This is a genomic window from Streptomyces sp. NPDC001709, from assembly GCF_053596375.1.
The window spans coordinates 33528-54935 of record NZ_JBSFGB010000038.1 but is presented as its reverse complement, the minus strand read 5'-3'; the positions used below and the strand labels follow the sequence as shown (position 1 = coordinate 54935).

General features: G+C 71.6%; 19 protein-coding genes and 1 riboswitch. Of the genes, 12 read left to right on the top strand and 7 right to left on the bottom strand.

The annotated features are described in order from the left end of the window. Positions 1–37 precede the first annotated feature (37 nt). Complete coding sequence (locus ACWC0C_RS38195) at positions 38–1027, top strand: malate dehydrogenase (RefSeq protein WP_450868947.1); 990 nt, start codon at positions 38–40, stop codon at positions 1025–1027. Here the strand turns inward: ACWC0C_RS38195 and ACWC0C_RS38190 are convergent. After that, positions 1020–2477, bottom strand: coding sequence for an MFS transporter (locus ACWC0C_RS38190; RefSeq protein WP_450868945.1), 1458 nt, complete (start codon positions 2475–2477; stop codon positions 1020–1022). The genes ACWC0C_RS38195 and ACWC0C_RS38190 overlap by 8 nt on opposite strands. Positions 2478–2579: 102 nt before the next feature. On the opposite strand from ACWC0C_RS38190, the gene ACWC0C_RS38185 reads away from it, so the two are divergent. Then, positions 2580–3512, top strand: coding sequence for a LysR family transcriptional regulator (locus tag ACWC0C_RS38185; protein ID WP_449198884.1), 933 nt, complete (start codon positions 2580–2582; stop codon positions 3510–3512). Here ACWC0C_RS38185 and ACWC0C_RS38180 read toward each other — a convergent pair. Next, positions 3498–4412 carry a GNAT family N-acetyltransferase gene (locus ACWC0C_RS38180; RefSeq protein ID WP_450868944.1) on the bottom strand — a complete coding sequence of 305 codons (915 nt, stop codon included), beginning with the start codon at positions 4410–4412 and terminating at the stop codon, positions 3498–3500. The genes ACWC0C_RS38185 and ACWC0C_RS38180 overlap by 15 nt on opposite strands. Positions 4413–4622: 210 nt before the next feature. Here ACWC0C_RS38180 and ACWC0C_RS38175 point away from each other — a divergent pair, with 210 nt between their 5' ends. From ACWC0C_RS38175 to ACWC0C_RS38155, 5 genes are read left to right on the top strand one after another with little or no spacing between them, the layout of a single operon-like run. Next, on the top strand, positions 4623–6143 hold the full coding sequence (locus ACWC0C_RS38175; protein WP_450868942.1) for an aldehyde dehydrogenase family protein: 1521 nt from the start codon (positions 4623–4625) through the stop codon (positions 6141–6143). Positions 6144–6180: 37 nt separating this feature from the next. Continuing rightward, positions 6181–7713, top strand: coding sequence for a GMC family oxidoreductase (locus ACWC0C_RS38170; RefSeq protein ID WP_449198887.1), 1533 nt, complete (start codon positions 6181–6183; stop codon positions 7711–7713). Next, positions 7713–8804, top strand: a complete 1092-nt coding sequence (locus ACWC0C_RS38165) for a quaternary amine ABC transporter ATP-binding protein (RefSeq protein WP_449198888.1) — start codon at positions 7713–7715, stop codon at positions 8802–8804. The genes ACWC0C_RS38170 and ACWC0C_RS38165 overlap by 1 nt, the downstream gene beginning before the upstream one ends. Next, complete coding sequence (locus ACWC0C_RS38160; RefSeq protein WP_450868940.1) at positions 8804–10729, top strand: ABC transporter permease; 1926 nt, start codon at positions 8804–8806, stop codon at positions 10727–10729. The genes ACWC0C_RS38165 and ACWC0C_RS38160 overlap by 1 nt, the downstream gene beginning before the upstream one ends. A gap of 1 nt (position 10730) precedes the next feature. Beyond that, positions 10731–11684, top strand: coding sequence for an ABC transporter substrate-binding protein (locus tag ACWC0C_RS38155; RefSeq protein ID WP_449198890.1), 954 nt, complete (start codon positions 10731–10733; stop codon positions 11682–11684). 6 nt (positions 11685–11690) lie between these two features. Here the strand turns inward: ACWC0C_RS38155 and ACWC0C_RS38150 are convergent, their stop codons facing one another. The 3 genes from ACWC0C_RS38150 to ACWC0C_RS38140 are packed head-to-tail and all read right to left on the bottom strand — an operon-like array spanning position 11691 to position 13350. Continuing rightward, positions 11691–12413 (bottom strand): isocitrate lyase/PEP mutase family protein, encoded by a 723-nt coding sequence (locus tag ACWC0C_RS38150; RefSeq protein ID WP_450868938.1) that lies wholly within the window; start codon positions 12411–12413, stop codon positions 11691–11693. After that, positions 12410–12853 (bottom strand): carboxymuconolactone decarboxylase family protein, encoded by a 444-nt coding sequence (locus ACWC0C_RS38145; RefSeq protein ID WP_449198892.1) that lies wholly within the window; start codon positions 12851–12853, stop codon positions 12410–12412. The genes ACWC0C_RS38150 and ACWC0C_RS38145 overlap by 4 nt, the downstream gene beginning before the upstream one ends. Next, a complete protein-coding gene (locus ACWC0C_RS38140; RefSeq protein WP_450868937.1) occupies positions 12850–13350 on the bottom strand; it encodes a carboxymuconolactone decarboxylase family protein in 501 nt (166 codons plus the stop codon). The genes ACWC0C_RS38145 and ACWC0C_RS38140 overlap by 4 nt, the downstream gene beginning before the upstream one ends. A 46-nt stretch (positions 13351–13396) precedes the next feature. Here ACWC0C_RS38140 and pdxR point away from each other — a divergent pair, with 46 nt between their 5' ends. Beyond that, complete coding sequence (gene pdxR, locus ACWC0C_RS38135; protein WP_450868935.1) at positions 13397–14797, top strand: MocR-like pyridoxine biosynthesis transcription factor PdxR; 1401 nt, start codon at positions 13397–13399, stop codon at positions 14795–14797. Positions 14798–14824: 27 nt separating this feature from the next. On the opposite strand, the gene ACWC0C_RS38130 is transcribed toward pdxR, so the two are convergent. Then, a complete protein-coding gene (locus ACWC0C_RS38130) occupies positions 14825–15655 on the bottom strand; it encodes a DMT family transporter (RefSeq protein WP_450868978.1) in 831 nt (276 codons plus the stop codon). A 167-nt stretch (positions 15656–15822) separates the two neighbouring features. Between ACWC0C_RS38130 and ACWC0C_RS38125 the strand changes: the two genes are divergently transcribed. Both ACWC0C_RS38125 and ACWC0C_RS38120 read left to right on the top strand, forming a co-directional pair. Beyond that, the gene (locus ACWC0C_RS38125) at positions 15823–16164 is read left to right on the top strand and encodes a hypothetical protein (RefSeq protein ID WP_449198895.1); all 342 of its coding nucleotides are present in this window, start codon (positions 15823–15825) and stop codon (positions 16162–16164) included. A 7-nt stretch (positions 16165–16171) separates the two neighbouring features. Continuing rightward, entirely contained in the window at positions 16172–17356 is a 1185-nt protein-coding gene (locus ACWC0C_RS38120) for a glutathionylspermidine synthase family protein (protein WP_450868934.1), read from the top strand. Between the two features lie 25 nt (positions 17357–17381). Here the strand turns inward: ACWC0C_RS38120 and rocD are convergent, their stop codons facing one another. After that, positions 17382–18587, bottom strand: coding sequence for an ornithine--oxo-acid transaminase (rocD, locus tag ACWC0C_RS38115; protein WP_450868932.1), 1206 nt, complete (start codon positions 18585–18587; stop codon positions 17382–17384). Positions 18588–18701: 114 nt separating this feature from the next. Next, positions 18702–18794, top strand: a riboswitch (ZMP/ZTP riboswitch). Between the two features lie 32 nt (positions 18795–18826). On the opposite strand from rocD, the gene ACWC0C_RS38110 reads away from it, so the two are divergent. Together ACWC0C_RS38110 and trpS are read left to right on the top strand one after the other, a co-directional pair. Next, positions 18827–20266: a glycine hydroxymethyltransferase gene (locus ACWC0C_RS38110; protein WP_449198898.1), complete on the top strand. Its 1440-nt coding sequence runs from the start codon at positions 18827–18829 to the stop codon at positions 20264–20266. 90 nt (positions 20267–20356) lie between these two features. After that, positions 20357–21382 carry a tryptophan--tRNA ligase gene (gene trpS / locus ACWC0C_RS38105; RefSeq protein WP_449198899.1) on the top strand — a complete coding sequence of 342 codons (1026 nt, stop codon included), beginning with the start codon at positions 20357–20359 and terminating at the stop codon, positions 21380–21382. Positions 21383–21408: the final 26 nt, after the last annotated feature.

The window sequence follows — 21408 nt, the reverse complement described above, 5'->3', positions numbered from 1 at the left end:
GGGAAGCCCCACCGCCAGCTGTCATACGGAGAACGCCATGACCCGCACTCCCGTGAACGTCACCGTCACCGGCGCGGCCGGCCAGATCGGTTACGCCCTGCTCTTCCGCATCGCCTCCGGCCAGCTGCTCGGCGCGGACGTGCCGGTCAAGCTGCGCCTGCTGGAGATCACCCCGGCCCTCAAGGCCGCCGAGGGCACGGCCATGGAGCTGGACGACTGTGCCTTCCCGCTGCTTCAGGGCATCGACATCACCGACGACCCGAACGTGGCCTTCGACGGCACCAACGTAGCCCTGCTGGTAGGCGCCCGTCCGCGCACCAAGGGCATGGAGCGCGGCGACCTGCTGGAGGCCAACGGCGGCATCTTCAAGCCGCAGGGCAAGGCCATCAACGACCACGCCGCGGACGACATCAAGGTCCTGGTCGTCGGCAACCCGGCCAACACCAACGCGCTCATCGCGCAGGCCGCCGCGCCGGACGTCCCGGCCGAGCGCTTCACCGCGATGACCCGTCTGGACCACAACCGCGCGCTGACCCAGCTCGCGAAGAGGACGGGTTCGACGGTCGCCGACATCAAGCGGCTGACCATCTGGGGCAACCACTCCGCCACCCAGTACCCGGACATCTTCCACGCCACGGTCGCCGGCAAGAACGCCGCCGAGGTCGTGAACGACGAGAAGTGGCTGGCCGAGGACTTCATCCCGACCGTCGCCAAGCGCGGCGCGGCCATCATCGAGGCCCGCGGTGCCTCGTCGGCGGCCTCCGCCGCCAACGCCGCGATCGACCACGTGTACACCTGGGTCAACGGCACCGCCGAGGGCGACTGGGCCTCCATGGGCATCCCGTCGGACGGCTCCTACGGCGTCCCGGAGGGCCTGATCTCCTCCTTCCCGGTCACCACCAAGGACGGCAAGTACGAGATCGTCCAGGGCCTGGACATCAACGAGTTCTCGCGTGCGCGCATCGACGCGTCGGTGAAGGAGCTGGAGGAGGAGCGCGAGGCGGTTCGCTCGCTGGGCCTCATCTAAGGGTCCCGTCAGACGCGGTAACGCTCGGCATCCCGCTGCGGGAATGCCGGGCGTTTGCCGTGTGCGGGTCCGTCGTGGTCGCTCGCGCGGTTCCCCGCGCCCCTTCGGGGCGCTTTCCATATCCCGCCACCACCAGCGCCGTAGCGGCCAGTACGACCAGGGACACCACCCGCAGCGCCGGCCCCAAACCGTGGAGCAGGTCCGCGTGGGCCGACAGCACCGTGCCGGTGACGGCCACGCCGAGGGCGGCGCCCGTCTCGCGGGCCGTGGTGCCGAGGCCGGAGCCGAGGCCCGCCTGGTGGGTCGGCAGGGAGGTGACCACGCCGACGGTCAGGGCGGGCATGGACAGTCCGGCGCCGGCCGAGATGACCAGCAGCCAGATCACGAACACCGCGTACGGTGTCGCCGCGTCGGCCGTGGACGCGCCCAGCAGGCCGAGGCCGATCAACACGAGACCCGTTCCGATAACCGCGCGGGGACGGCCCGACCAGCGCGTGGCCAGTTTCTGGGCGGCGGCCATCCCGAAGATCAGGGGCATGATCGCCACCCCGGTGACGGCGGCCCCGAAGCCCTTCACGCCCTGTAGGTACTGCGAGTTGACGAAGAACAGCGAGAACAGGCCGAAGAAGCAGGTGGCCGTGCCGAGGGAGGCCGCCCGCAGACGCGCGGAGGCGAAGACCCGCGGGTCGAACAACGGGGCCGGCGAGCGCAGGGCGTGCAGGGTGAAGGCGGTGATCAGCAGCGCGCCCGCCGCGAAGGCGCCGAGGATGCGGGCCGAGGTCCAGCCGTAGGCCGGGCCCTCGATGATGCCGAAGAGGACGGCGACCAGGCCGGCGGTGAGGAGCAGGGTGCCGAGCGGGTCGGCGTTGCTGTGGGGGGAGCGTTCGGTGCGCGGGACCGACACCCACACCGCCACGGCGAGTACGGCCGCCAGCGGGACCATCACCGCGAACAGGGCGCGCCAGGTGAGGAACTGGCCGGCCAGGCCGCCGCCCAGGTTGCCCGCCGCGCCGCCGAGGCCGATCGACAGCGTCCAGGCGCCCATCGAGCGGGCCCGGTGCTCGGACGCGGACAGCTGCATGAGGATCGAGAGGGTGGCCGGGGTGATCAGGGCTGCTCCGGCGCCGGACAGGCCCCGGCCCGCTATGAGGACGGCCGGGACGGACGCGAGCGCGCTGGTGGCGGCGCCCGCCGCGAACAGGGCGAGCCCGGTGAGCAGGGCGCCCTTGCGGCCGTGGCGGTCGCCGAGGGCCCCGGCCGGGATGAGCAGGCCCGCGAAGACGATGACGTAGGCGTCGACCGTCCACAGGATCTGGGTGTGCGAGGGGTGCAGGGAGGACGAACTCAGCTGTGGGATGAGGAGGTTGATGGCGGCGACCATGCTCTGCGCGACCAGGACGCAGGCGCACAGCGCGAGCAGGGTGGGGCGTTTCAGGGCGTGCGTGGGCACGGCTCCTCCCGGGAGCTTCGGTGGGTGGTGTGGGCTGCGCACTCACCGTAGGCTCGCCGGTGACCTGCTTTCCAGTGCAACCTTTGCAAGGGATTCCTGCGTATGACGCAATCCACCGGGCCGGACCTGATGAGACTGGACCTGAATCTGCTGGTCGCCCTGGACGTGCTGCTGGAGGAGCAGAGCGTGCAGGGCGCCGCCCACCGGCTGCACCTGTCCGAGCCGGCCATGAGTCGCACGCTCGGCCGGATCCGCAAGGCGCTCGGCGATCCGATCCTGGTGCGGGCCGGCCGCCGGATGGTGCCCACCCCGCACGCGCTGGCCGTGCGGGCCGAGGTGAGCGCGGTCGTGGAGCGGGCCCGGGCCCTGTTCGCGCCCGGCCGGGACACCGACCTGCGGACCGTCTCGCGCACCTTCACGATCCTCGGCCACGACGCGATCGCCGCCACCCACGGCGCCGCCCTCTTCGCCCGAGCCGCCCGCGAGGCGCCCGGCATCCGCCTGCGCTTTCTGTCCGAGAGCCACCTGGACGCACCGTTCCTGCGCCAGGGCACCGCCGACCTGGAGGTCGGCGTGATCGACACGACCGCGCCCGAGGTGCACGTGGAGACGGTCTACGAGGAACGCATGCTGGGCGTCGTACGGGCCGGACACCCGCTGCTCACCGGGGAGTTGACGCCCGAGCGGTTCGCCGGGGAGGCCGGGCACCTGATCGTCTCCCGGCGCGGCAAGCAGCACGGGCCGATCGACGACGCCCTGGCCGGGCTCGGCCTCGGCCGCCGGGTGGTGGGCAGCGTCGGCACCTTCCCGGCCTCGCTGTTCGTGCTGCGCGAGACCGACCTGATCGGGCTGACCACCTCCTACGGCCGCCCGATGACCGAGGCTCTCGGTCTGGTCACCTTCGAGATCCCGCTCCGGCTCCCGTCGTTCGACGTGGGCTTCGCCTGGCACCCCCGGCACGACGCCGACCCCGCCCACGCCTGGCTGCGCGGGTGCGTGCGGGACCTGATGCTCCAGGGGTCAGCGGCCGGTTAGCCGCTTCTCGAACCAGTGGGCGGCGTAGACGTTGTCGTCGTAGCGCGGGATCTCGGTGTATCCGCACGTCCGGTACATCGCCTGCGCCTCGGTGAGCGCGGCGTGCGTGTCCAGTCGTACGACGTCCAGGCCGCGCGCCCGGGCCTGCTGCTCCAGTCCGTCGAGCAGCCGCCGCGCGAGCCCCAGCCGCCGGGCCTCGGGGGCCACCCACACGTGCCGGATCTCGCCCACGCCCGGCTCCAGGCGCCTGAGGGCCCCGCAGCCCACCGGCCGCCGCTCCTCGTACGCCACCAGGAAGGCGCCGGCGTCCCCGGTGACCTCCTCGGGCCGGACCAGGGCCGCCTTGTCGAAGCCCTCGGGGAAGCGTGCGTCGATGTCGGCGGCGTAGGCGTCCAGGCAGGACCGGGCGTCCTGTGCGGCGCCGTCGACCACCTCGACGGTGATCCCGGCCAGCCGCAGCAGCCGCTGCGCGGTGGTCATGGCCCCCGTCAGCTCGGTCCGCTGGGCGGGGGTGAGGCCCTGGAGGAGGCCGGTGACGAGGGCGTCGGACCGGCGGTGCTGCTCGGCGACCTCCGCACGCCCGGCCGGGGTCAGCTCGATCATCCGCAGCCGGCTGTCGTGCTCGGGCGTCTCCAGCCGGACCATGCCCTGCGTCTGCAGCGCCTTCGCCATGCGGCTGAGATAACCGGCGTCCAGACCGAGCCGCCCCCGCAGCTCCCGCAAGGACACCCCCTCGCCGATCTCGAACAGCAGCCGGGCCTCGCCGAGCGGCCGGTCCTGGCCGAGGTAGTGGTCGTCCAGGACGCCGATGCGGCGGGTGAAGTACCTGTTGAAGCGGCGGAAGGCGGCGACGTCCGCCGCCGGGACCTCGTTTCTTTGACCATGGTCAAAGGTTTCCATTCTTTGACTGTAGTCAGAGATCTGCGCCGCGTCCACAGTCCCGTTTGTCCATTTCTGATGGCATTTCCGATCGTGTCTTCAGTGACGCCGCGCACTTTGGGCGTCGGATACGCATGCCCTCCGCGGGGCCGGGGCAGGCGGACGCGGTCCCCGAGCGTGGCACGTGCGTGACACAGGGGCACGGATCAGGAACGGAAGGCAACACCGAACATGGCGGACAGAACGGCACGACAGGCCCAGGCGACCATCCACGCGGGAGGCGAGTGGCTGGCAGCGATCTCCGGCGCGACCCGCGAGATCCTCGACCCCGCGGACGCCCGGCCGTTCGCCGTGGTCGCGGAGGGTGACGAGAAGGACGCCGAGCGCGCGGTGGCCGCGGCCCGGCAGGCCTTCGACCACGGCCCCTGGCCCCGCACCCCGGTCACCGAACGCGCCGCCCTGCTGCGCCGCGTCGCCGACCTCCTCATACGCGACCGCGAGGAACTCGGGCTGCTGGAGAGCCGGGACGCGGGCAAGACCGCCGAGGAGGGCCGGATCGACATCGACTGTGTCGCCGACGCCTTCCGCTACTTCGCCGACCTGGTCGCCGCCGAGGCGCCCGGCCGGGTCGTGGACGCGGGCTCGACCGACATCCACAGCGTCGTCGTACACGAGCCCGTGGGCGTGTGCGTGCTCATCACCCCCTGGAACTACCCGCTCCTCCAGGCCAGCTGGAAGATCGCCCCGGCCCTCGCCGCCGGCAACACCTTCGTCGTCAAGCCCAGCGAGATCACGCCGATGACCACCATCGCGCTGATCGAGCTGCTGGCGGAGGCGGGCCTGCCCGCCGGAGTGGCCAACATCGTCACCGGCCCCGGCCACTCCGTCGGCGCCCGGCTCGCCGAGCACCCCGACGTCGACCTGGTCTCCTTCACCGGCGGCCTGGCCAGCGGCACCAAGGTCGCCCAGGCCGCCGCCCCGACCGTGAAGAAGGTCGCCCTCGAACTCGGCGGCAAGAACCCCAACGTCGTCTTCGCCGACGCCTGCGCCACCGAGGAGGGCTTCGACACCGCAGTCGACCAGGCCCTCAACGCCGCCTTCATCCACAGCGGCCAGGTCTGCTCGGCCGGCGGCCGGCTGATCGTCGAGGAGTCGGTCCGCGAACGCTTCGTCGCCGAACTCGCCCGCCGGGCCCAGAAGATCAGGCTCGGGCGCGGCACGGCGGACGGCGCCGAGTGCGGCCCGCTCGTCTCCGAGCAGCAGCGCGCCAAGGTCGAGGCGTACGTCGCCGGCGCGCTGGCGCAGGGCGCGGTGCTGCGCTGCGGCGGCAAGCGCCCCGAGCCGTCACCGCAGCGCCCCGAGGCCGGCTACTTCTACGAGCCGACCGTCCTCGACGCCTGCCACCGCGAGATGACCGTCGTACGCGAGGAGGTCTTCGGCCCGGTCCTCACCGTCGAGACCTTCCGCACCGAGGACGAGGCGGTGTTCCTCGCCAACGACACCGAGTACGGCCTCGCCGGCGCCGTCTGGAGCGCGGATGGCGCCAAGGCGCGCCGGGTCGCCGGGCGCCTGCGCCACGGCACCGTCTGGATCAACGACTTCCACCCCTACCTGCCGCAGGCGGAGTGGGGCGGCTTCGGCAAGAGCGGCACCGGCCGCGAGCTGGGTCCCGCCGGGCTCGCCGAGTACCGGGAGGCCAAGCACGTCTACCAGAACCTCGCGCCGAAGCCGGTGCGCTGGTTCGCCGGCTGAGCCCCCTCTTATCAACACCCCCTGGAGTAGTACCCCCATGTCCGAGACCACCCCCCACGTCTACGACTACGTCGTCATCGGCGGCGGCACCGCGGGCTCCGTCATCGCCTCCCGCCTCACCGAGAACCCCGACGTCACGGTCGCCGTCATCGAGGGCGGCCCGAGCGACGTCGACCGCGACGACGTCCTCACCCTGCGCCGCTGGATGGGCCTGCTCGGCGGCGACCTCGACTACGACTACCCGACGGTGGAACAGCCGCGCGGCAACTCCCACATCCGGCACAGCCGGGCCCGCGTCCTCGGCGGCTGCTCCTCGCACAACACCCTCATCTCCTTCAAGCCGCTGCCGTCCGACTGGGACGAGTGGGAGGAGGCCGGCGCCAAGGGCTGGGGCGCCGTACCCATGGAGGCCTACTTCGCCCGCCTGAAGAACAACATCGTCTCCGTCGACGAGAAGGACCGGAACGCCATCGCCCGCGACTTCGTCGACGCCGCCCAGGCGGCGCTCGGGGTCCCCCGCGTCGAGGGCTTCAACAAGAAGCCGTTCAGCGAGGGCGTCGGCTTCTTCGACCTCGCCTACCACCCGGAGAACAACAAGCGGTCGAGCGCCTCCGTCGCCTACCTCCACCCGGTGATGGACGAGCGCCCCAACCTGACGATCCTGCTCGAGACCTGGGCGTACAAGCTGGAGCTGAACGGCACCCGCGCCGAGGGCGTCCACGTGCGCACCAAGGACGGCGAGGAGCTGCTGATCCGCGCCCGGGGCGAGGTCGTGCTGTGCGCGGGCGCCGTGGACTCGCCCCGCCTGCTGCTGCACTCGGGCATCGGCCCCCGCGAGGACCTCCAAGAGCTGGGCATCCCCGTCGTCCACGACCTGCCGGGCGTCGGCGAGAACCTGCTCGACCACCCCGAGTCGGTCATCGTCTGGGAGACCCACGGCCCGATCCCGGAGAACTCCGCGATGGACTCCGACGCGGGCCTGTTCGTGCGCCGCGACCCCGGACAGGCGGGCCCGGACCTGATGTTCCACTTCTACCAGATCCCGTTCACGGACAACCCCGAGCGCCTGGGCTACGAGCGCCCGCAGTACGGCGTCTCGATGACCCCGAACATCCCCAAGCCGAAGTCCCGCGGCCGTCTCTACCTGACCAGCGCCGACCCGTCCGTGAAACCCGCCCTGGACTTCCGCTACTTCACCGACGAGGACGACTACGACGGCCAAACCCTCGTCGACGGCATCCGCATCGCCCGCGAGATCGCCAAGACCGAGCCGCTCGCGGGCTGGCTCAAGCGCGAGGTCTGCCCCGGCCCACAGATCCAGGGCGACGCCGAACTCGGTGAATACGCCCGCAAGGTCGCGCACACCGTCTACCACCCGGCCGGCACCTGCAAGATGGGCGCCGCCGACGACGAACTCGCCGTGGTCGACCCGGAGTTGAGGATCCGTGGTCTCGACGGCATTCGCATCGCCGACGCGTCCGTCTTCCCGACCATGACCGCCGTGAACCCGATGATCGGGGTACTCATGGTCGGGGAGAAGGCCGTCGACCTGATCGGAGGTGACGCCTGATGGCGCCGACAGTCCCCACCCGCAAACCCCCCACTCCCGTCTTCTCCGTCTCCGGCCTGTGGAAGGTCTTCGGCCCGAAGCCGGAGCGGATCGCCGCCGACCCCGAACTGGCCGCCCTCGAACCCGCCGACCTGCGCGCCCGGACAGGCTGTACGGCGGCCGTCCGGGACGTGTCCTTCGACGTCCGCAAGGGCGAGGTCTTCGTGGTGATGGGCCTCTCCGGCTCCGGCAAGTCCACCCTGGTCCGCTGCCTCACCCGCCTCATCGAACCGACGGCCGGCACCATCTCCATCGACGGTGAGGACGTCCGCGCGATGGACAAGGCCCGCCTGCGCGAACTGCGCCGGCACCGGGCCGCCATGGTCTTCCAGCACTTCGGCCTGCTCCCGCACCGCACGGTCCTCGACAACGTGGCCTACGGCCTGGAGATCCAGGGCGTCGGCAAGTCCGAGCGTCGCGAACGCGCCGCCGAGGTCGTCGCCAAGGTCGGCCTGGAAGGCATGGAACACCGCCGCCCCGCCCAGCTCTCCGGCGGCCAGCGCCAGCGAGTGGGGCTCGCCCGGGCGCTGGCGGTCGACCCCGAGGTCCTGCTCTTCGATGAGCCCTTCAGCGCCCTGGACCCCCTCATCCGCCGCGACATGCAGGACGAGGTGGCCCGCCTGCACCGCGAGGAGGGCCGCACGATGGTCTTCATCACCCACGACCTGTCCGAGGCCCTCAAGCTGGGTGACCGCATCGCCCTGATGCGCGACGGCAAGGTCGTCCAACTGGGAACACCGGAGGAGATCGTCGGCTCCCCGGCCGACGACTACGTCCGCGAGTTCGTCCGGGACGTCCCGCGCGAGCAGGTGATGACGGTCCGTACGGCGATGAAGCCGGGCGCCTGCGGCGGCCCGGAGCACCCGGGCGCCCTCGCCCCGGACGCGGTGGTCGCGGACGCGATCAGGACGGTGGCCGAGACCGGCACCGCGGCGTGCGTGGTGGAGGACGGCGACTGCATCGGAACCGTGGGCCATGAGCTGCTGCTGGACGTCGTCGCGGGCATCGACGCGTGCGTGCCCGGCCCCCGCACCAGCCCGGAGGCCGTCTGATGGCAACGCTCAGTCTCGCGACCTCCAGTACCGCCAAACCCCGCCTCCTGAAGAACCGTACGGCGGGCAAACTCCTCCTGCTCGCGCTCGTCACCGCGGTGCTGCTGCCCCTGCTCCACGGCGGATCATGGCCCCACCACCTGACCGTCAGCCTGGACAAACCCCTCACCAGCGCCAGCAACTGGGTCATAGACAACCGGGACAGCCACCCCCTGTTCCTCTACTTCTTCGGCCACATCAGCAACGCGGTCGTCCTCTCCGTACGAGCCGTCTACCTCACCCTGCTCGCCGCGGGCTGGACCGGTGTCACGGTCTTCGGCGCCCTGGTGGCCTGGCGCGTGGCCGGTGTCCGCCTGGCCGCCGGCACCGCGGCGGCCTTCCTCACCTGCGGCGCCCTCGGTATGTGGGTCCCCACCATGCAGACCCTCGCGCTCATGGTGGTCGCGGTCCTCGCCTCCGTGATCGTCGGCGCGCTGCTCGGCCTCGCCGCCGGCCTCTCCGACCGCCTGGACCGCGCCCTGCGCCCGGTCCTGGACACCATGCAGGTGCTCCCGGCCTTCGCCTACCTCCTCCCCGTCGTCCTGGTCTTCGGCATCGGCGTCCCCGCGGCCGTCCTCGCCACCGTCGTGTACGCCGCCCCGCCGATGGCCCGCCTCACCGCGCTCGGCCTGCGCGGCGCCGACCCCGAAGTCCTGGAGGCCGTGGAGTCGCTCGGCGCGACCCGCCGCCAGCGGCTGCTGACCGCCCGTATCCCGCTGGCCCGGGGGGAACTCCTCCTCGGCCTCAACCAGACGATCATGATGGCGCTGTCCATGGCCGTCATCGCCTCGGTCATCGGCGCCGGCGGCCTCGGCGACCGCGTCTACCAGGCGCTCGCCTCGGTCGACGTGGGCCAGGCCCTCGCCGCCGGCATCCCGATCGTGCTGCTGGCGATCGTCCTGGACCGCGTGACCGCGGCGGCGGGCGACGGCACCACGCGCCCGAGGACCATCGGCTGGGCCTACGCCCTCGCCGTCACCGTGGCCGTCGCCCTCGCCGCCCGTCTCCTCGGCCGCCTCGACTGGCCGTCCGGCGTCACCCTGAACATCGCCGAACCGGTCAACCGCGCCGTCGACTGGATGACCAACCACCTCTACTCCGGCGTCCCGGTCGTCGGCGGCACGGCCGACTGGGCGGGCCACTTCACCACCTGGGTCCTGGACCCCGTCCGCGGCGGCCTGCAGTGGCTGCCCTGGTGGTCGGTGCTGCTGATCGTCGCCGCCCTGGCCTGGTCGATCGGCACCTGGCGCACCGCCCTGACCGCCGTCCTCGCCATGGCCGCGATCGGTGTGCTCGGGGTGTGGGACCCGGCCCTCGACACGCTCTCCCAGGTGCTGGCCGCCGTAGCCGTGACGCTCGTCCTCGGCTTCGCGACCGGTATCGCCGCCGCCCGCAGCGACCGCGTCGAACGCGCCCTGCGCCCGGTCCTGGACGTGTTCCAGACCATGCCGCAGTTCGTGTACCTGATCCCGGTCGTCGCCCTGTTCGGCGTCGGCCGCGCCCCCGCCGTCGCCGCGGCCGTCGTCTACGCGCTCCCGGCCGTCGTCCGGATCACCGCGCAGGGCCTGCGCCAGGTCGACCCGGCCGCGCTGGAGTCGGCGCGCTCGCTCGGCGCGACCGGCCGCCAGCAGCTGTGGCAGGTCCAGCTCCCGCTCGCGAAACGCTCGTTGCTGCTCGCCGTCAACCAGGGCGTGGTCCTGGTCCTCGCCGTCGTCATCATCGGCGGCCTGGTCGGCGGCGGTGCCCTCGGCTACAGCGTCGTCTTCGGCCTCGCCCAGGGCGACCTGGCGACCGGTCTGGTGGCCGGTGCCGCGATCGTCTGCCTGGGCCTGATGCTGGACCGGGTGACGCAGCCGACCGAGCGACGCGCGAAGAAGGGAGCCTGACATGCGCGTACGTACGACACTCGCGGTGGGCTCGCTGGTGCTGCTGAGCGTGACCGGCTGCGGCGCCGCCGACATGACCAAGCAGGCCTCGCCGTTCGCGAACGCCCAGGGCGCGAAGTCCGTGACCCTGTCCGTGCAGTCCTGGGTGGGCGCCCAGTCCAACGTGGCCGTCGCCCAGTACCTGCTGGAGCACAAGCTCGGCTATCACGTCGACACCGTCCAGGTCGACGAGGTACCCGCCTGGGACGCGCTCAGCCAGGGCCGGGTCGACGCCATCCTGGAGGACTGGGGCCACCCGGACCAGGAGAAGCGGTACGTCGAGGACAAGAAGACGATCGCGCGGGGCGGCGACCTCGGGGTGACCGGTCACATCGGCTGGTTCGTGCCGACGTACCTGGCCCGGCAGCACCCGGACATCACCGACTGGAGGAACCTCGACAAGTACGCCTCCCTCTTCCGCACCGCGGAGAGCGGCGGCAAGGGCCAGCTGATGGACGGCTCACCGTCGTACGTCACCAACGACAAGGCCCTGGTGAACAACCTGAAGCTGGACTACCAGGTCGTCTTCGCCGGTTCCGAGGCCGCCCAGATCACCCAGATGAAACAGTCCGCCAAGCAGAAGAAGCCCTTCCTGACGTACTGGTACGCCCCCCAGTGGCTTTTCAAGAAGGTCCCCATGACGGAGGTGAAGCTGCCGCCGTACAAGGAGGGCTGCGACGCGGACCCGGCGAAGGTCGCCTGCGCCTACCCGCACACCCCGCTGCAGAAGTACCTCAACGCCGACTTCGCCAGGTCGGGCGGCAAGGCGGCGGCCTTCCTGAAGAAGTTCAAGTGGACGACCGAGGACCAGAACGAGGTCTCCCTGATGATCGCCGACCAGAAGCTGTCGCCCCAGGACGCGGCGAAGAAGTGGGTGGACAGCCACCCCGACGTGTGGAAGCGATGGCTGTCCTGAACACCCTCATCCCTTGAGCGAGTCGGCGATCTCCCGGGTGGCGGCCATGGCCCGCCGCTGGAGTCCCGGCCCGAACGTGACGCGGGTGGCCCCCAGTTCGCCGAGTTCGGCGGGCGAGGGGCCGTCCGCGTCCAGGCGGGCCAGCGCGTTCAGCGGGCCCTGGATGCCGGAGCGCAGCAGGGGCAGTACGCCAGTGGGGGCGAGGATCGGGTAGACGCAGTCCGCGCCCGCCGCCACGTACAACGCGGCCCGCTCGATGGCCCGTTCGGGGTCGCCGTCGCCGTGGACGAAGACATCGATGCGGGCGTTGACGAACAGCCGGTCCGCGGCGGCCGAGCGTACCTCGGCGAGGAACTCGGCCTGCTGGTGCGCGTCCTTGAGGACACCCCCGTCGGAGTCCTCAAGGTTGCACCCGACGGCCCCCGCCTCCAGCAGCCGCTCCACCAGCTCCTTCGGCGCGAGCCCGTACCCGCCCTCGACATCCGCCGACACCGGCACGTCCACCGCCCGCGCGATCCGGGCGAGAGCCGCGAACATCTCGTCGGCCGGGGTGGCCCCGTCCTCGTACCCGAGCGAGGCGGCCACCCCCGCGCTCGGCGTGGCCAGCGCCGGGAACCCGGCCTCCGCGAACACACGCGCACTGGCAGCGTCCCAGGGCCCGGGCAGGACCAGCGGGTCGCCCTGGGGGCGCTTGCGGTGCAGCGTGCGGAAGACATCGATCTTGTTCACGGCTGGTAACCCCCGGGTGGAACGCGACGGCTGACCATGATCCGGTTCCAGCCGTTGATGACGCTGATCAGGCCGATGAGATGGGCGAGTGCGGCCTCGTCGAAGTGCTCCGCCGCACGCTCGTACACCTCGTCCGGCACAAAGCCGTCGGTGAGCACCGTGACCGCCTCGGTCAGCGCGAGCGCGGCCCGCTCCCGCTCGCTGTAGAGGTCCTCGGTCTCCTCCCAGGCATTGAGGAGCTGGATGCGGTCCTCCGACTCCCCGTTCCTGCGGGCCGCCCGCAGGTGCATGTCGAGGCAGAAGGCGCAGTGGTTGAGCTGGGAGGCGCGGATCATCACCAGCTCGGCCAGGACCGGATCACCGAGCCCCTTCTTCGCCGCCGCGCTGAGCGCGGACATCGCCTTCCCGACCTCCCGGTCCAGCAGCTGCGTACGGCTCACTTGTGCTGCCCCGGCTGGTAGTGCCCGGGGGTCATCCGGGTGGTCACTCCGAACCGGTTCCAGGCGTTGATCACCGTGATCGCGGCGATCAGCTGGGCCAGCTCGGCCTCCTCGAACTGCTTGGCCACCTTGTCGTACACCTCGTCCGGCACGAAGCCGTCCGTCAGCACGGTGATCGCCTCGGTCAGCTCGATCGCCGCCAGCTCCTTCTCCGTGTAGAAGTGCCGCGACTCCTCCCACGCGCTGAGCTGCACGATCCGCTCCACGCTCTCACCGGCCGCGAGCGCGTCCTTGGTGTGCATGTCGAGGCAGAAGGCGCAGTGGTTGAGCTGCGAGGCGCGGATCTTCACCAGCTCGTACAGCTTGGGGTCCAGGCCCTGCTTGGCGGCGGTGTCCAGGCGGATCATCGCCTTGTAGACCTCGGGGGCGTGCTTGGCCCAGGCCAGCCGGGGGGCCTGCTCGCCGGCGTACTCGACGTTTTCCTGTGTGCTGCTCATGCTTCGACCCTAGGATCGAGGCAGCCCAGGAGTATGGTCCATTTCCATGGCGGAATCCTGGGCCACTTTGGGCGTCGACCTGCATCTCGAACCGGCCGGCGCGGGCGGGCTGCGCCGGGGCCTGACCGACGCCCTGCGCGACGCCGTCCGCACCGGCAGGCTCGCCCCCGGCACCCGGCTGCCCTCCTCCCGCTCCCTCGCCGCCGACCTCGGGATCGCCCGCAACACGGTCGCCGAGGCCTACGCGGACCTGGTGGCGGAGGGCTGGCTCACCGCCCGGCAGGGCTCGGGCACGCGGGTGGCGGAGCTGGCGACCACCCCGTCCTCCGGCGGGGGCACGACACTCCGGCACCGGGCACCCGAACGACCCGCCTACGACCTCGTCCCCGGCACCCCCGACCTCGCCGCCTTCCCGCGCACCGAGTGGCTCAGGGCAGCCCGCCGCGCCCTCACCACCGCCCCGTACCACGCCCTCGGCTACGGCGACCCGCGCGGCCGCCCCGAACTGCGCACCGCCCTCGCCGGCTACCTCGCCCGTGTGCGCGGCGTACGCGCCGGCCCCGAGCAGGTCCTCATCACCTCGGGCTTCGCGCACGCGCTGCGCGTCGCCGGCACGCTGCTGCGGGCGCGCGGGGTGCGCACGGTGGCGGTCGAGTCGTACGGGCTCGACGTGTACCGGGGTCTGCTCCAGCAGTCCCAACTGGCCACACCTGCCCTCCCGTACGACGAACTGGGCACGGACACAAGGGCGTTGGGCGACATGGGTGCGGGCGCGGTGCTCCTCACCCCCGCCCACCAGTTCCCCATGGGCACGGCCCTGCACCCCGACCGGCGGGCCGCCGTGATCGACTGGGCCCGGCGCTCCGGCGGCCTGGTCCTGGAGGACGACTACGACGGTGAGTTCCGCTACGACCGCCAGCCCGTCGGCGCCCTCCAGAACCTCGACCCCGACCGCGTGATCTACTTCGGCACCGCCAGCAAGTCCCTCGCCCCCGGCCTGCGGCTGGGCTGGATGGTGCTCCCGCCGGCCCTCACCGAGGAGGCCGCCTCGGCCAAGGGCGGCACGGAGACCGTCGGGGTGCTGGAACAGCTCACCCTCGCCGAGTTCATCACCTCCGGCGCGTACGACCGCCACGTCCGCTCCTCCCGCCTGCGCTACCGGCGCCGCCGGGACGCCCTCGCCGCATCCGTCTCCGCCCGCGCCCCCGAGGTCACGGTCACCGGCATCGCGGCCGGTCTCCACGCGGTGCTGCGGCTGCCCCCGGGCATGGAACAGTCGGTGATCCAGGCCGCCGCCTGGCAGGGCCTGGCCTTGCACGGCCTGTCGTTCCACCGCCATCCGGAGGCCGTCGCCGAGCCGTTGGACGCGTTGGTCGTGGGATACGGCACACCCCCGGACAGCGCATGGGCGGGAGCCCTGGACGCGTTGTGCAGGGTGCTGCCGTAGGGGGATGGCGCCCGGACGGCCCTCCCCTCACGCGCTCGGCGACTCCTCCGCCGGCGCCTCCCCGAACCGCGCGAGTGCCAACGCCCCCGCCACAGCCACCAGGAAGCCCAGCACCGCCAGCCAGGTCAGCCCCGCACGGGTCCGGTCGCCCAGCCAGATCACCCCCACCGCCGCCGGACCGATCGTCTCGCCGATCACCAGACCGGCGGTGGCGGTCGTCACGGACCCCCGCTGAAGAGCCGACGTCAGCAGTATGAACGCGGCGCCGCCCCCGATGAGCAGCGCGTAAGCCGCCGGGTTGGTGAGCACATCCGTGGGCGCCAGGCTGTCGATGAGCCGGACCGACACCTCCACCACCCCGAAGCCGAACCCGGCCCCGAGCCCGAGCACCAGCGCCCGCCCCGGCCCGGACAGCCGCCCGCCCGCGAGGGCGAGCAGCAGTATCCCGACCGCCACGCCGAGCATCACGTACCGCAACGTGTCCGAACCGGCCTCCTTGCCCTCCGCCCCGGACGCCAGCCCCAGCATCGCGAGCCCGGCGCACACGACGCCCACCGCGCCCCACTCCGTACCGCTCAGCCGCACCCGCAGCAGCCGCGCCGCGACCACCGCCGTCACCGCCAGGCTCGACGCCAGCGCCGCGCCCACCGCGTAGATCGGGATCGAGCGCAGCGCCGCGATCTGGAACAGGAAGCCAAGTCCGTCCAGCGCGAGTCCGGCCATGTACCGCCACTTCCTGAGCGCCCGCAGCAGCAGAGCCGCCTCGCCCCCGCCACCCGTACCGGCCTCCCGCGCGGCCACCGCCTGCAACACCGTCGCGGTACCGAAGCAGACCGCCGCGCCGAGGGCGCACACCATTCCAAAGAGCACGAAGTGACTTTAGGCGAAGGGGAAAACAGCGCAAAGTGGCGCCAGGGGGCGGCTGATCCGGCCACCCCCTGTCGCTTGCGCTCTTACCGTTCTCTAGGCTGACCGCCGGCATCGGGTCACACGGACACGGACACGGACACGGGGGAGACACGAACATGGCCGACACTCGACGGCGGCTGCGCTCCGGCACGGTCGTTCTCGGCGGCATGGGCCTGCTGGCCGCCGCCCTCACCGCCTGCTCGTCCGACCCGGACAAGCGCTGCGTCGACCGCGACAGCTACACCCTGGCCAAGGGCTACAAGGTCGTCTCCGACAAGAACTGCAAGTCGACCAAGGCCGCCGTGAACGGCTCCTGGTACTACGGCGGCAATAAGAAGGGGGCGTGGGTGGACGGCGGCTCCTTCACCAAGCCCCACCGGAGCTCCGGCGGCTCCTCCGGAGGCCACGGAGTCCACCGCGGCGGCTTCGGCGGCGGCCACGGCTCGTCCGGAGGGTGAGGCGGGCGTGGAACGCCGTACCACCACCCCGCGCCCCGGCTGGCAGCGGACCGTCGAGGAACAGGGGCTCATCTACCCCCTCACCCGCCACCCCGACGGCTCGCTGCGCCCGTACTGGGACGAGAGCGCCTACTACGTCTTCACCCTGGACGAGATCGAGGCGCTGGAGGAGACCGTCGAGGAACTGCACCACATGTGCCTCGCGGCCGCCGGGCACATCGTGGCGAAGGACCGCCTCGCCGACCTCGGCATCACCGACCCGCGCCTGGCCGCCGCGGTCACCGAGGCCTGGCACCGCCGTGCCGAACTCCCCTCCCTCTACGGCCGGTTCGACCTCCGCTACGACGGCACGGGCCCGGCCAAGCTGCTGGAGTACAACGCCGACACCCCGACCTCGCTGGTGGAGGCCGCCTCGGCCCAGTGGTTCTGGATGGAGGACCGCTTCCCCGGCGCCGACCAGTGGAACTCCCTGCACGAACGCCTGGTCGAGGGCTGGCGGGCACAGGCCGGGCTCCTCCCGCCCGGCAGCCCGCTGCACTTCGCGCACTCCTCGGCCGACGAACTCGGCGAGGACCTGATGACGGTCGCCTATCTGAAGGAGACCGCCGAACAGGCCGGCCTCGACACCGACTGGCTCGCCATGGAGGAGATCGGCTGGGACACCCTCTCCGGCCGCTTCGTCGACAACCAACTCCGGTTCATCCGCGGCATCTTCAAGCTCTACCCCTGGGAGTGGCTCACCACCGACGCCTTCGCCGGGCACGTCCTGGACACCCTCGACAACGGCGGCGGCACCGGCAGCACCCTGTGGATCGAACCCGCCTGGAAGATGCTGCTCAGCAACAAGGCCCTGCTGGCCGTCCTCTGGGAGCTGTACCCCGGCCACCCCAACCTGCTCCCCGCCCACCTCGACGGCCCCCGGGACCTGGCCCGCTCACCCGGCTACGTCGCCAAGCCCCTGCTCGGCCGCGAGGGGGAGGGCGTCACCGTGCACGAGCCCGGCGCCGAACCCGTCGTACGAGACGAGCCCTGCTGCTACCAGCAGCTCGCCCCGCTCCCCGCCTTCGACGGCAACCACGTCGTCCTCGGCGCCTGGGTCGTCCGGGACGAGCCGGCCGGCCTCGGCATCCGCGAGTCCTTGGGCCTGATCACCGACGAGTACGCCCGCTTCCTGCCGCACGTGATCCTCTGAACCTCCAGGATCCCCCGGACAGGCCCTAGGCTTCCAGGACCGCGCGGAGCTGCTCCAGCCCCCAGTCCAGGTCCTCCTCGCTGATCACCAGGGGAGGGGCGATCCGTACGGTGGGCCCGTGGGTGTCCTTCACCAGCACCCGGCGGTCCATCAGCCGTTCCGAGACCTTCCTGCCCGTACCGATCCTCGGTGCGATGTCCACGCCCGCCCACAGCCCCCGCCCGCGCACCGCCGTCACCGCGCCCGTGGCCGTCAGCGCCGTCAGCGCCCGGTGCATCCGCTCGCCCAGCTCGGCCGCCCGGGCCTGGAACTCGCCCGTGCGCAGCATCGCGATCACCTCCAGCGCCACCGCGCAGGCCAGCGGATTCCCGCCGAACGTCGACCCGTGCTCGCCCGGCCGGAACACCCCGAGCACCTCCGCGCTCGACACCACCGCCGACACCGGCACGATCCCGCCGCCCAGCGCCTTGCCCAGCACATACACGTCCGGCACCACGCCCTCGTGCTCACACGCGAAGGTCCGCCCGGTCCGGCCGAGACCCGACTGGATCTCGTCGGCGACGAACAGCACGTTCCGCTCCCGTGCCAGCTCGCGCACCGCCGGCAGATATCCGGCCGGCGGCACGATCACCCCGGACTCGCCCTGGATCGGCTCCAGCAGCACCGCGACGGTGTTCTCCGTCAGCGCATCCCGCATCGCCGTCAGGTCGCCGTACGGCACGATCTCGAAGCCGGGGGTGTACGGCCCGTAGTCCGCCCGGGCCTCGGGGTCGGTGGAGAAGCTGATGATCGTCGTCGTACGGCCGTGGAAGTTGCCGCCCGCGACCACGATCTTCGCCATCTCGGCGGGCACCCCCTTCACCCGGTACCCCCACTTCCGGGCCGTCTTCACCGCGCTCTCCACCGCCTCGGCGCCGGTGTTCATCGGCAGCACCATCTCCATCCCGCACAGCTCGGCCAGCTCCGTGCAGAACGCGGCGAACCGGTCGTGGTGGAAGGCGCGGGAGGTGAGCGTCACCCGTTCCATCTGCGCTTTGGCCGCATCGATCAGCCGCCGGTTGCCGTGCCCGAAATTGAGCGCCGAGTAACCGGCGAGCAGATCCAGATACCGGCGCCCCTCCACGTCCGTCATCCACGCTCCCTCCGCCGCGGCCACGACGACGGGCAGCGGATGGTAGGTGTGCGCGCTGTGGGCGTCGGCGGCGGCGATGAGGTCTTCTGCAGCGGTCATGGCCTCTCCCGGAGACGACGACAACACGACGGGGACACGACGGTGACCCCCTTCCTATCGTCGCTCGCATGGTGGACGCGGCATCTCCCGCGTACGGCGCGCCCGGTACGCTGATCAACGGGCCGTGACTGGCGCGCTGGGATGGGACGGACCATCGGGGAGCGGCCCGAGCGGGAAAAAACAGTGCCGTGCGCCTGGGCCGAACGTGAACGCTGAACGCACACCGTCCGGAGGTCCCCATGTCACTCTCCACCGAGTCCACCGCCTTCCGCGCCGCCCTCGACGTCATCCGTGCCGTCGAACCACGTGTCGCGGACGCCATCGGTCAGGAGGTCGCCGACCAGCGCGACATGCTCAAGCTGATCGCCTCCGAGAACTACGCCTCCCCGGCCACCCTGCTGGCCATGGGCAACTGGTTCAGCGACAAGTACGCCGAGGGCACCATCGGCCGCCGCTTCTACGCCGGCTGCCGCAACGTCGACACCGTGGAGTCCCTGGCCGCCGAGCACGCGAAGGAACTCTTCGGCGCCCGGCACGCCTACGTCCAGCCGCACTCCGGTATCGACGCCAACCTCGTCGCGTTCTGGGCCGTACTCGCCGACCGGGTCGAGGTCCCGTTCCTGGAGAAGACCGGCGCCCGCCAGGTCAACGACCTCTCCGAGGCCGACTGGGCCGAGCTGCGCCAGGCCTTCGGCAACCAGCGCATGCTCGGCATGTCCCTGGACGCCGGCGGCCACCTCACCCACGGCTTCCGCCCGAACATCTCCGGCAAGATGTTCGACCAGCGCTCCTACGGCACCGACCCGGCCACCGGCCTGATCGACTACGAGGCCCTGCGCGCCCAGGCCCGTGAGTTCAAGCCGCTGATCATCGTGGCCGGCTACTCGGCGTACCCCCGTCTGGTGAACTTCCGGATCATGCGCGAGATCGCCGACGAGGTCGGCGCGACCCTCATGGTCGACATGGCGCACTTCGCGGGCCTCGTCGCCGGCAAGGTCCTCACCGGCGACTTCGACCCGGTCCCGCACGCCCAGATCGTCACCACGACCACCCACAAGTCCCTGCGCGGCCCGCGCGGCGGCATGGTCCTGTGCGACGACTCCCTCAAGGACCAGGTCGACCGCGGCTGCCCGATGGTCCTCGGCGGCCCGCTCCCGCACGTCATGGCCGCCAAGGCCGTCGCCCTGGCCGAGGCGCGGCAGCCCGCCTTCCAGGACTACGCCCAGCGCATCGTCGACAACTCCCGCGCGCTGGCCGAGGGGCTGATGCGCCGGGGCGCCACCCTGGTGACCGGCGGCACGGACAACCACCTCAACCTGATCGACGTCGCCTCCTCCTACGGCCTCACCGGCCGCCAGGCGGAAGCGGCCCTGCTCGACTCCGGCATCGTGACGAACCGCAACGCGATCCCGGCCGACCCGAACGGCGCGTGGTACACGTCCGGCATCCGCATCGGCACGCCCGCCCTGACGACCCGCGGCCTGGGCGTGGCGGAGATGGACGAGGTGGCCGGCCTGATCGACCGCGTCCTGACCGCCACCGAGCCGGGCACCACCAAGTCGGGCGCCCCGAGCAAGGCGGCCCACGTCCTGGACGAGAAGGTGGCCCAGGAGATCGCCCAGAGGGCGACGGACCTGGTGGCGGGTTTCCCGCTGTATCCGCAGGTCGACCTGGGCTGAGCGCCCCGTAAGGGGCGCGGGGAACTGCGCGAGCGACCACGGACTACGCGCAGTTCCCCGCGCACAGAACCCCCCGAGCTCTCTGCGACAATGAAAGACATGGCTTCCGCTGACCGACCCCGCGTGCTCTCCGGCATCCAGCCCACCGCCGGCTCGTTCCACCTCGGCAACTACCTCGGCGCCGTCCGCCAGTGGGTGGCCCTGCAGGAGTCCCACGACGCGTTCTACATGGTCGTCGACCTGCACGCGATCACGGTCCCGCAGGACCCGAAGGAGCTGCGGGCCAACACCCGGCTCGCCGCCGCGCAGCTGCTGGCCGCCGGTCTGGACCCGGACCGCTGCACGCTCTTCGTCCAGAGCCACGTCCCCGAGCACGCCCAGCTCGCCTGGATCATGAACTGCCTCACCGGCTTCGGCGAGGCCAGCCGCATGACCCAGTTCAAGGACAAGTCCGCCAAGCAGGGCGCCGACCGTGCCTCCGTCGGCCTGTTCACGTACCCGGTCCTCCAGGTCGCGGACATCCTCCTGTACCAGGCGAACGAGGTGCCGGTCGGCGAGGACCAGCGCCAGCACATCGAGCTGACCCGCGACCTGGCCGAGCGCTTCAACGGCCGGTTCGGCGACACGTTCACGATCCCGGCGCCGTACATCCTCAAGGAGACGGCGAAGATCTACGACCTGCAGGACCCGTCGATCAAGATGAGCAAGTCGGCGTCCACGCCGAAGGGCCTGGTCAACCTGCTCGACGAGCCGAAGACCACCGCGAAGAAGGTCAAGAGCGCCGTCACCGACACCGACACCGTGATCCGCTACGACGCGGAGAACAAGCCGGGCGTGTCGAACCTCCTCACCATCTACTCCACGCTCACCGGCAAGTCGATCGCCGAGCTGGAGCGGGAGTACGAGGGCAAGATGTACGGCGCCCTCAAGACCGACCTCGCCGATGTCATGGTCGACTTCGTGACGCCGTTCCGGGAGCGCACCCAGCAGTACCTGGACGACTCCGAGACGCTCGACTCGATCCTGGCCAAGGGCGCGGAGAAGGCGCGCGCGGTCGCCGCGGAGACGCTTGCACAGGCGTACGACCGCGTGGGCTTCCTGCCGGCGAAGCACTGAGGAGCACGGTTCGGCGCGGGGAAGCA

Coding starts and splice junctions, on each gene's coding strand:
- rocD (WP_450868932.1), bottom strand. CDS start 18,587: ATGACCGCTGCAGAAGACCTCATCGCCGCCGCCGACGCCCACAGCGCG.
- ACWC0C_RS38165 (WP_449198888.1), top strand. CDS start 7,713: ATGGCGCCGACAGTCCCCACCCGCAAACCCCCCACTCCCGTCTTCTCC.
- ACWC0C_RS38110 (WP_449198898.1), top strand. CDS start 18,827: ATGTCACTCTCCACCGAGTCCACCGCCTTCCGCGCCGCCCTCGACGTC.
- ACWC0C_RS38130 (WP_450868978.1), bottom strand. CDS start 15,655: ATGGTGTGCGCCCTCGGCGCGGCGGTCTGCTTCGGTACCGCGACGGTG.
- pdxR (WP_450868935.1), top strand. CDS start 13,397: ATGGCGGAATCCTGGGCCACTTTGGGCGTCGACCTGCATCTCGAACCG.
- ACWC0C_RS38180 (WP_450868944.1), bottom strand. CDS start 4,412: ATGGAAACCTTTGACCATGGTCAAAGAAACGAGGTCCCGGCGGCGGAC.
- ACWC0C_RS38160 (WP_450868940.1), top strand. CDS start 8,804: ATGGCAACGCTCAGTCTCGCGACCTCCAGTACCGCCAAACCCCGCCTC.
- ACWC0C_RS38170 (WP_449198887.1), top strand. CDS start 6,181: ATGTCCGAGACCACCCCCCACGTCTACGACTACGTCGTCATCGGCGGC.
- ACWC0C_RS38185 (WP_449198884.1), top strand. CDS start 2,580: ATGACGCAATCCACCGGGCCGGACCTGATGAGACTGGACCTGAATCTG.
- ACWC0C_RS38125 (WP_449198895.1), top strand. CDS start 15,823: ATGGCCGACACTCGACGGCGGCTGCGCTCCGGCACGGTCGTTCTCGGC.
- ACWC0C_RS38195 (WP_450868947.1), top strand. CDS start 38: ATGACCCGCACTCCCGTGAACGTCACCGTCACCGGCGCGGCCGGCCAG.
- ACWC0C_RS38155 (WP_449198890.1), top strand. CDS start 10,731: ATGCGCGTACGTACGACACTCGCGGTGGGCTCGCTGGTGCTGCTGAGC.
- ACWC0C_RS38175 (WP_450868942.1), top strand. CDS start 4,623: ATGGCGGACAGAACGGCACGACAGGCCCAGGCGACCATCCACGCGGGA.
- ACWC0C_RS38140 (WP_450868937.1), bottom strand. CDS start 13,350: ATGAGCAGCACACAGGAAAACGTCGAGTACGCCGGCGAGCAGGCCCCC.
- trpS (WP_449198899.1), top strand. CDS start 20,357: ATGAAAGACATGGCTTCCGCTGACCGACCCCGCGTGCTCTCCGGCATC.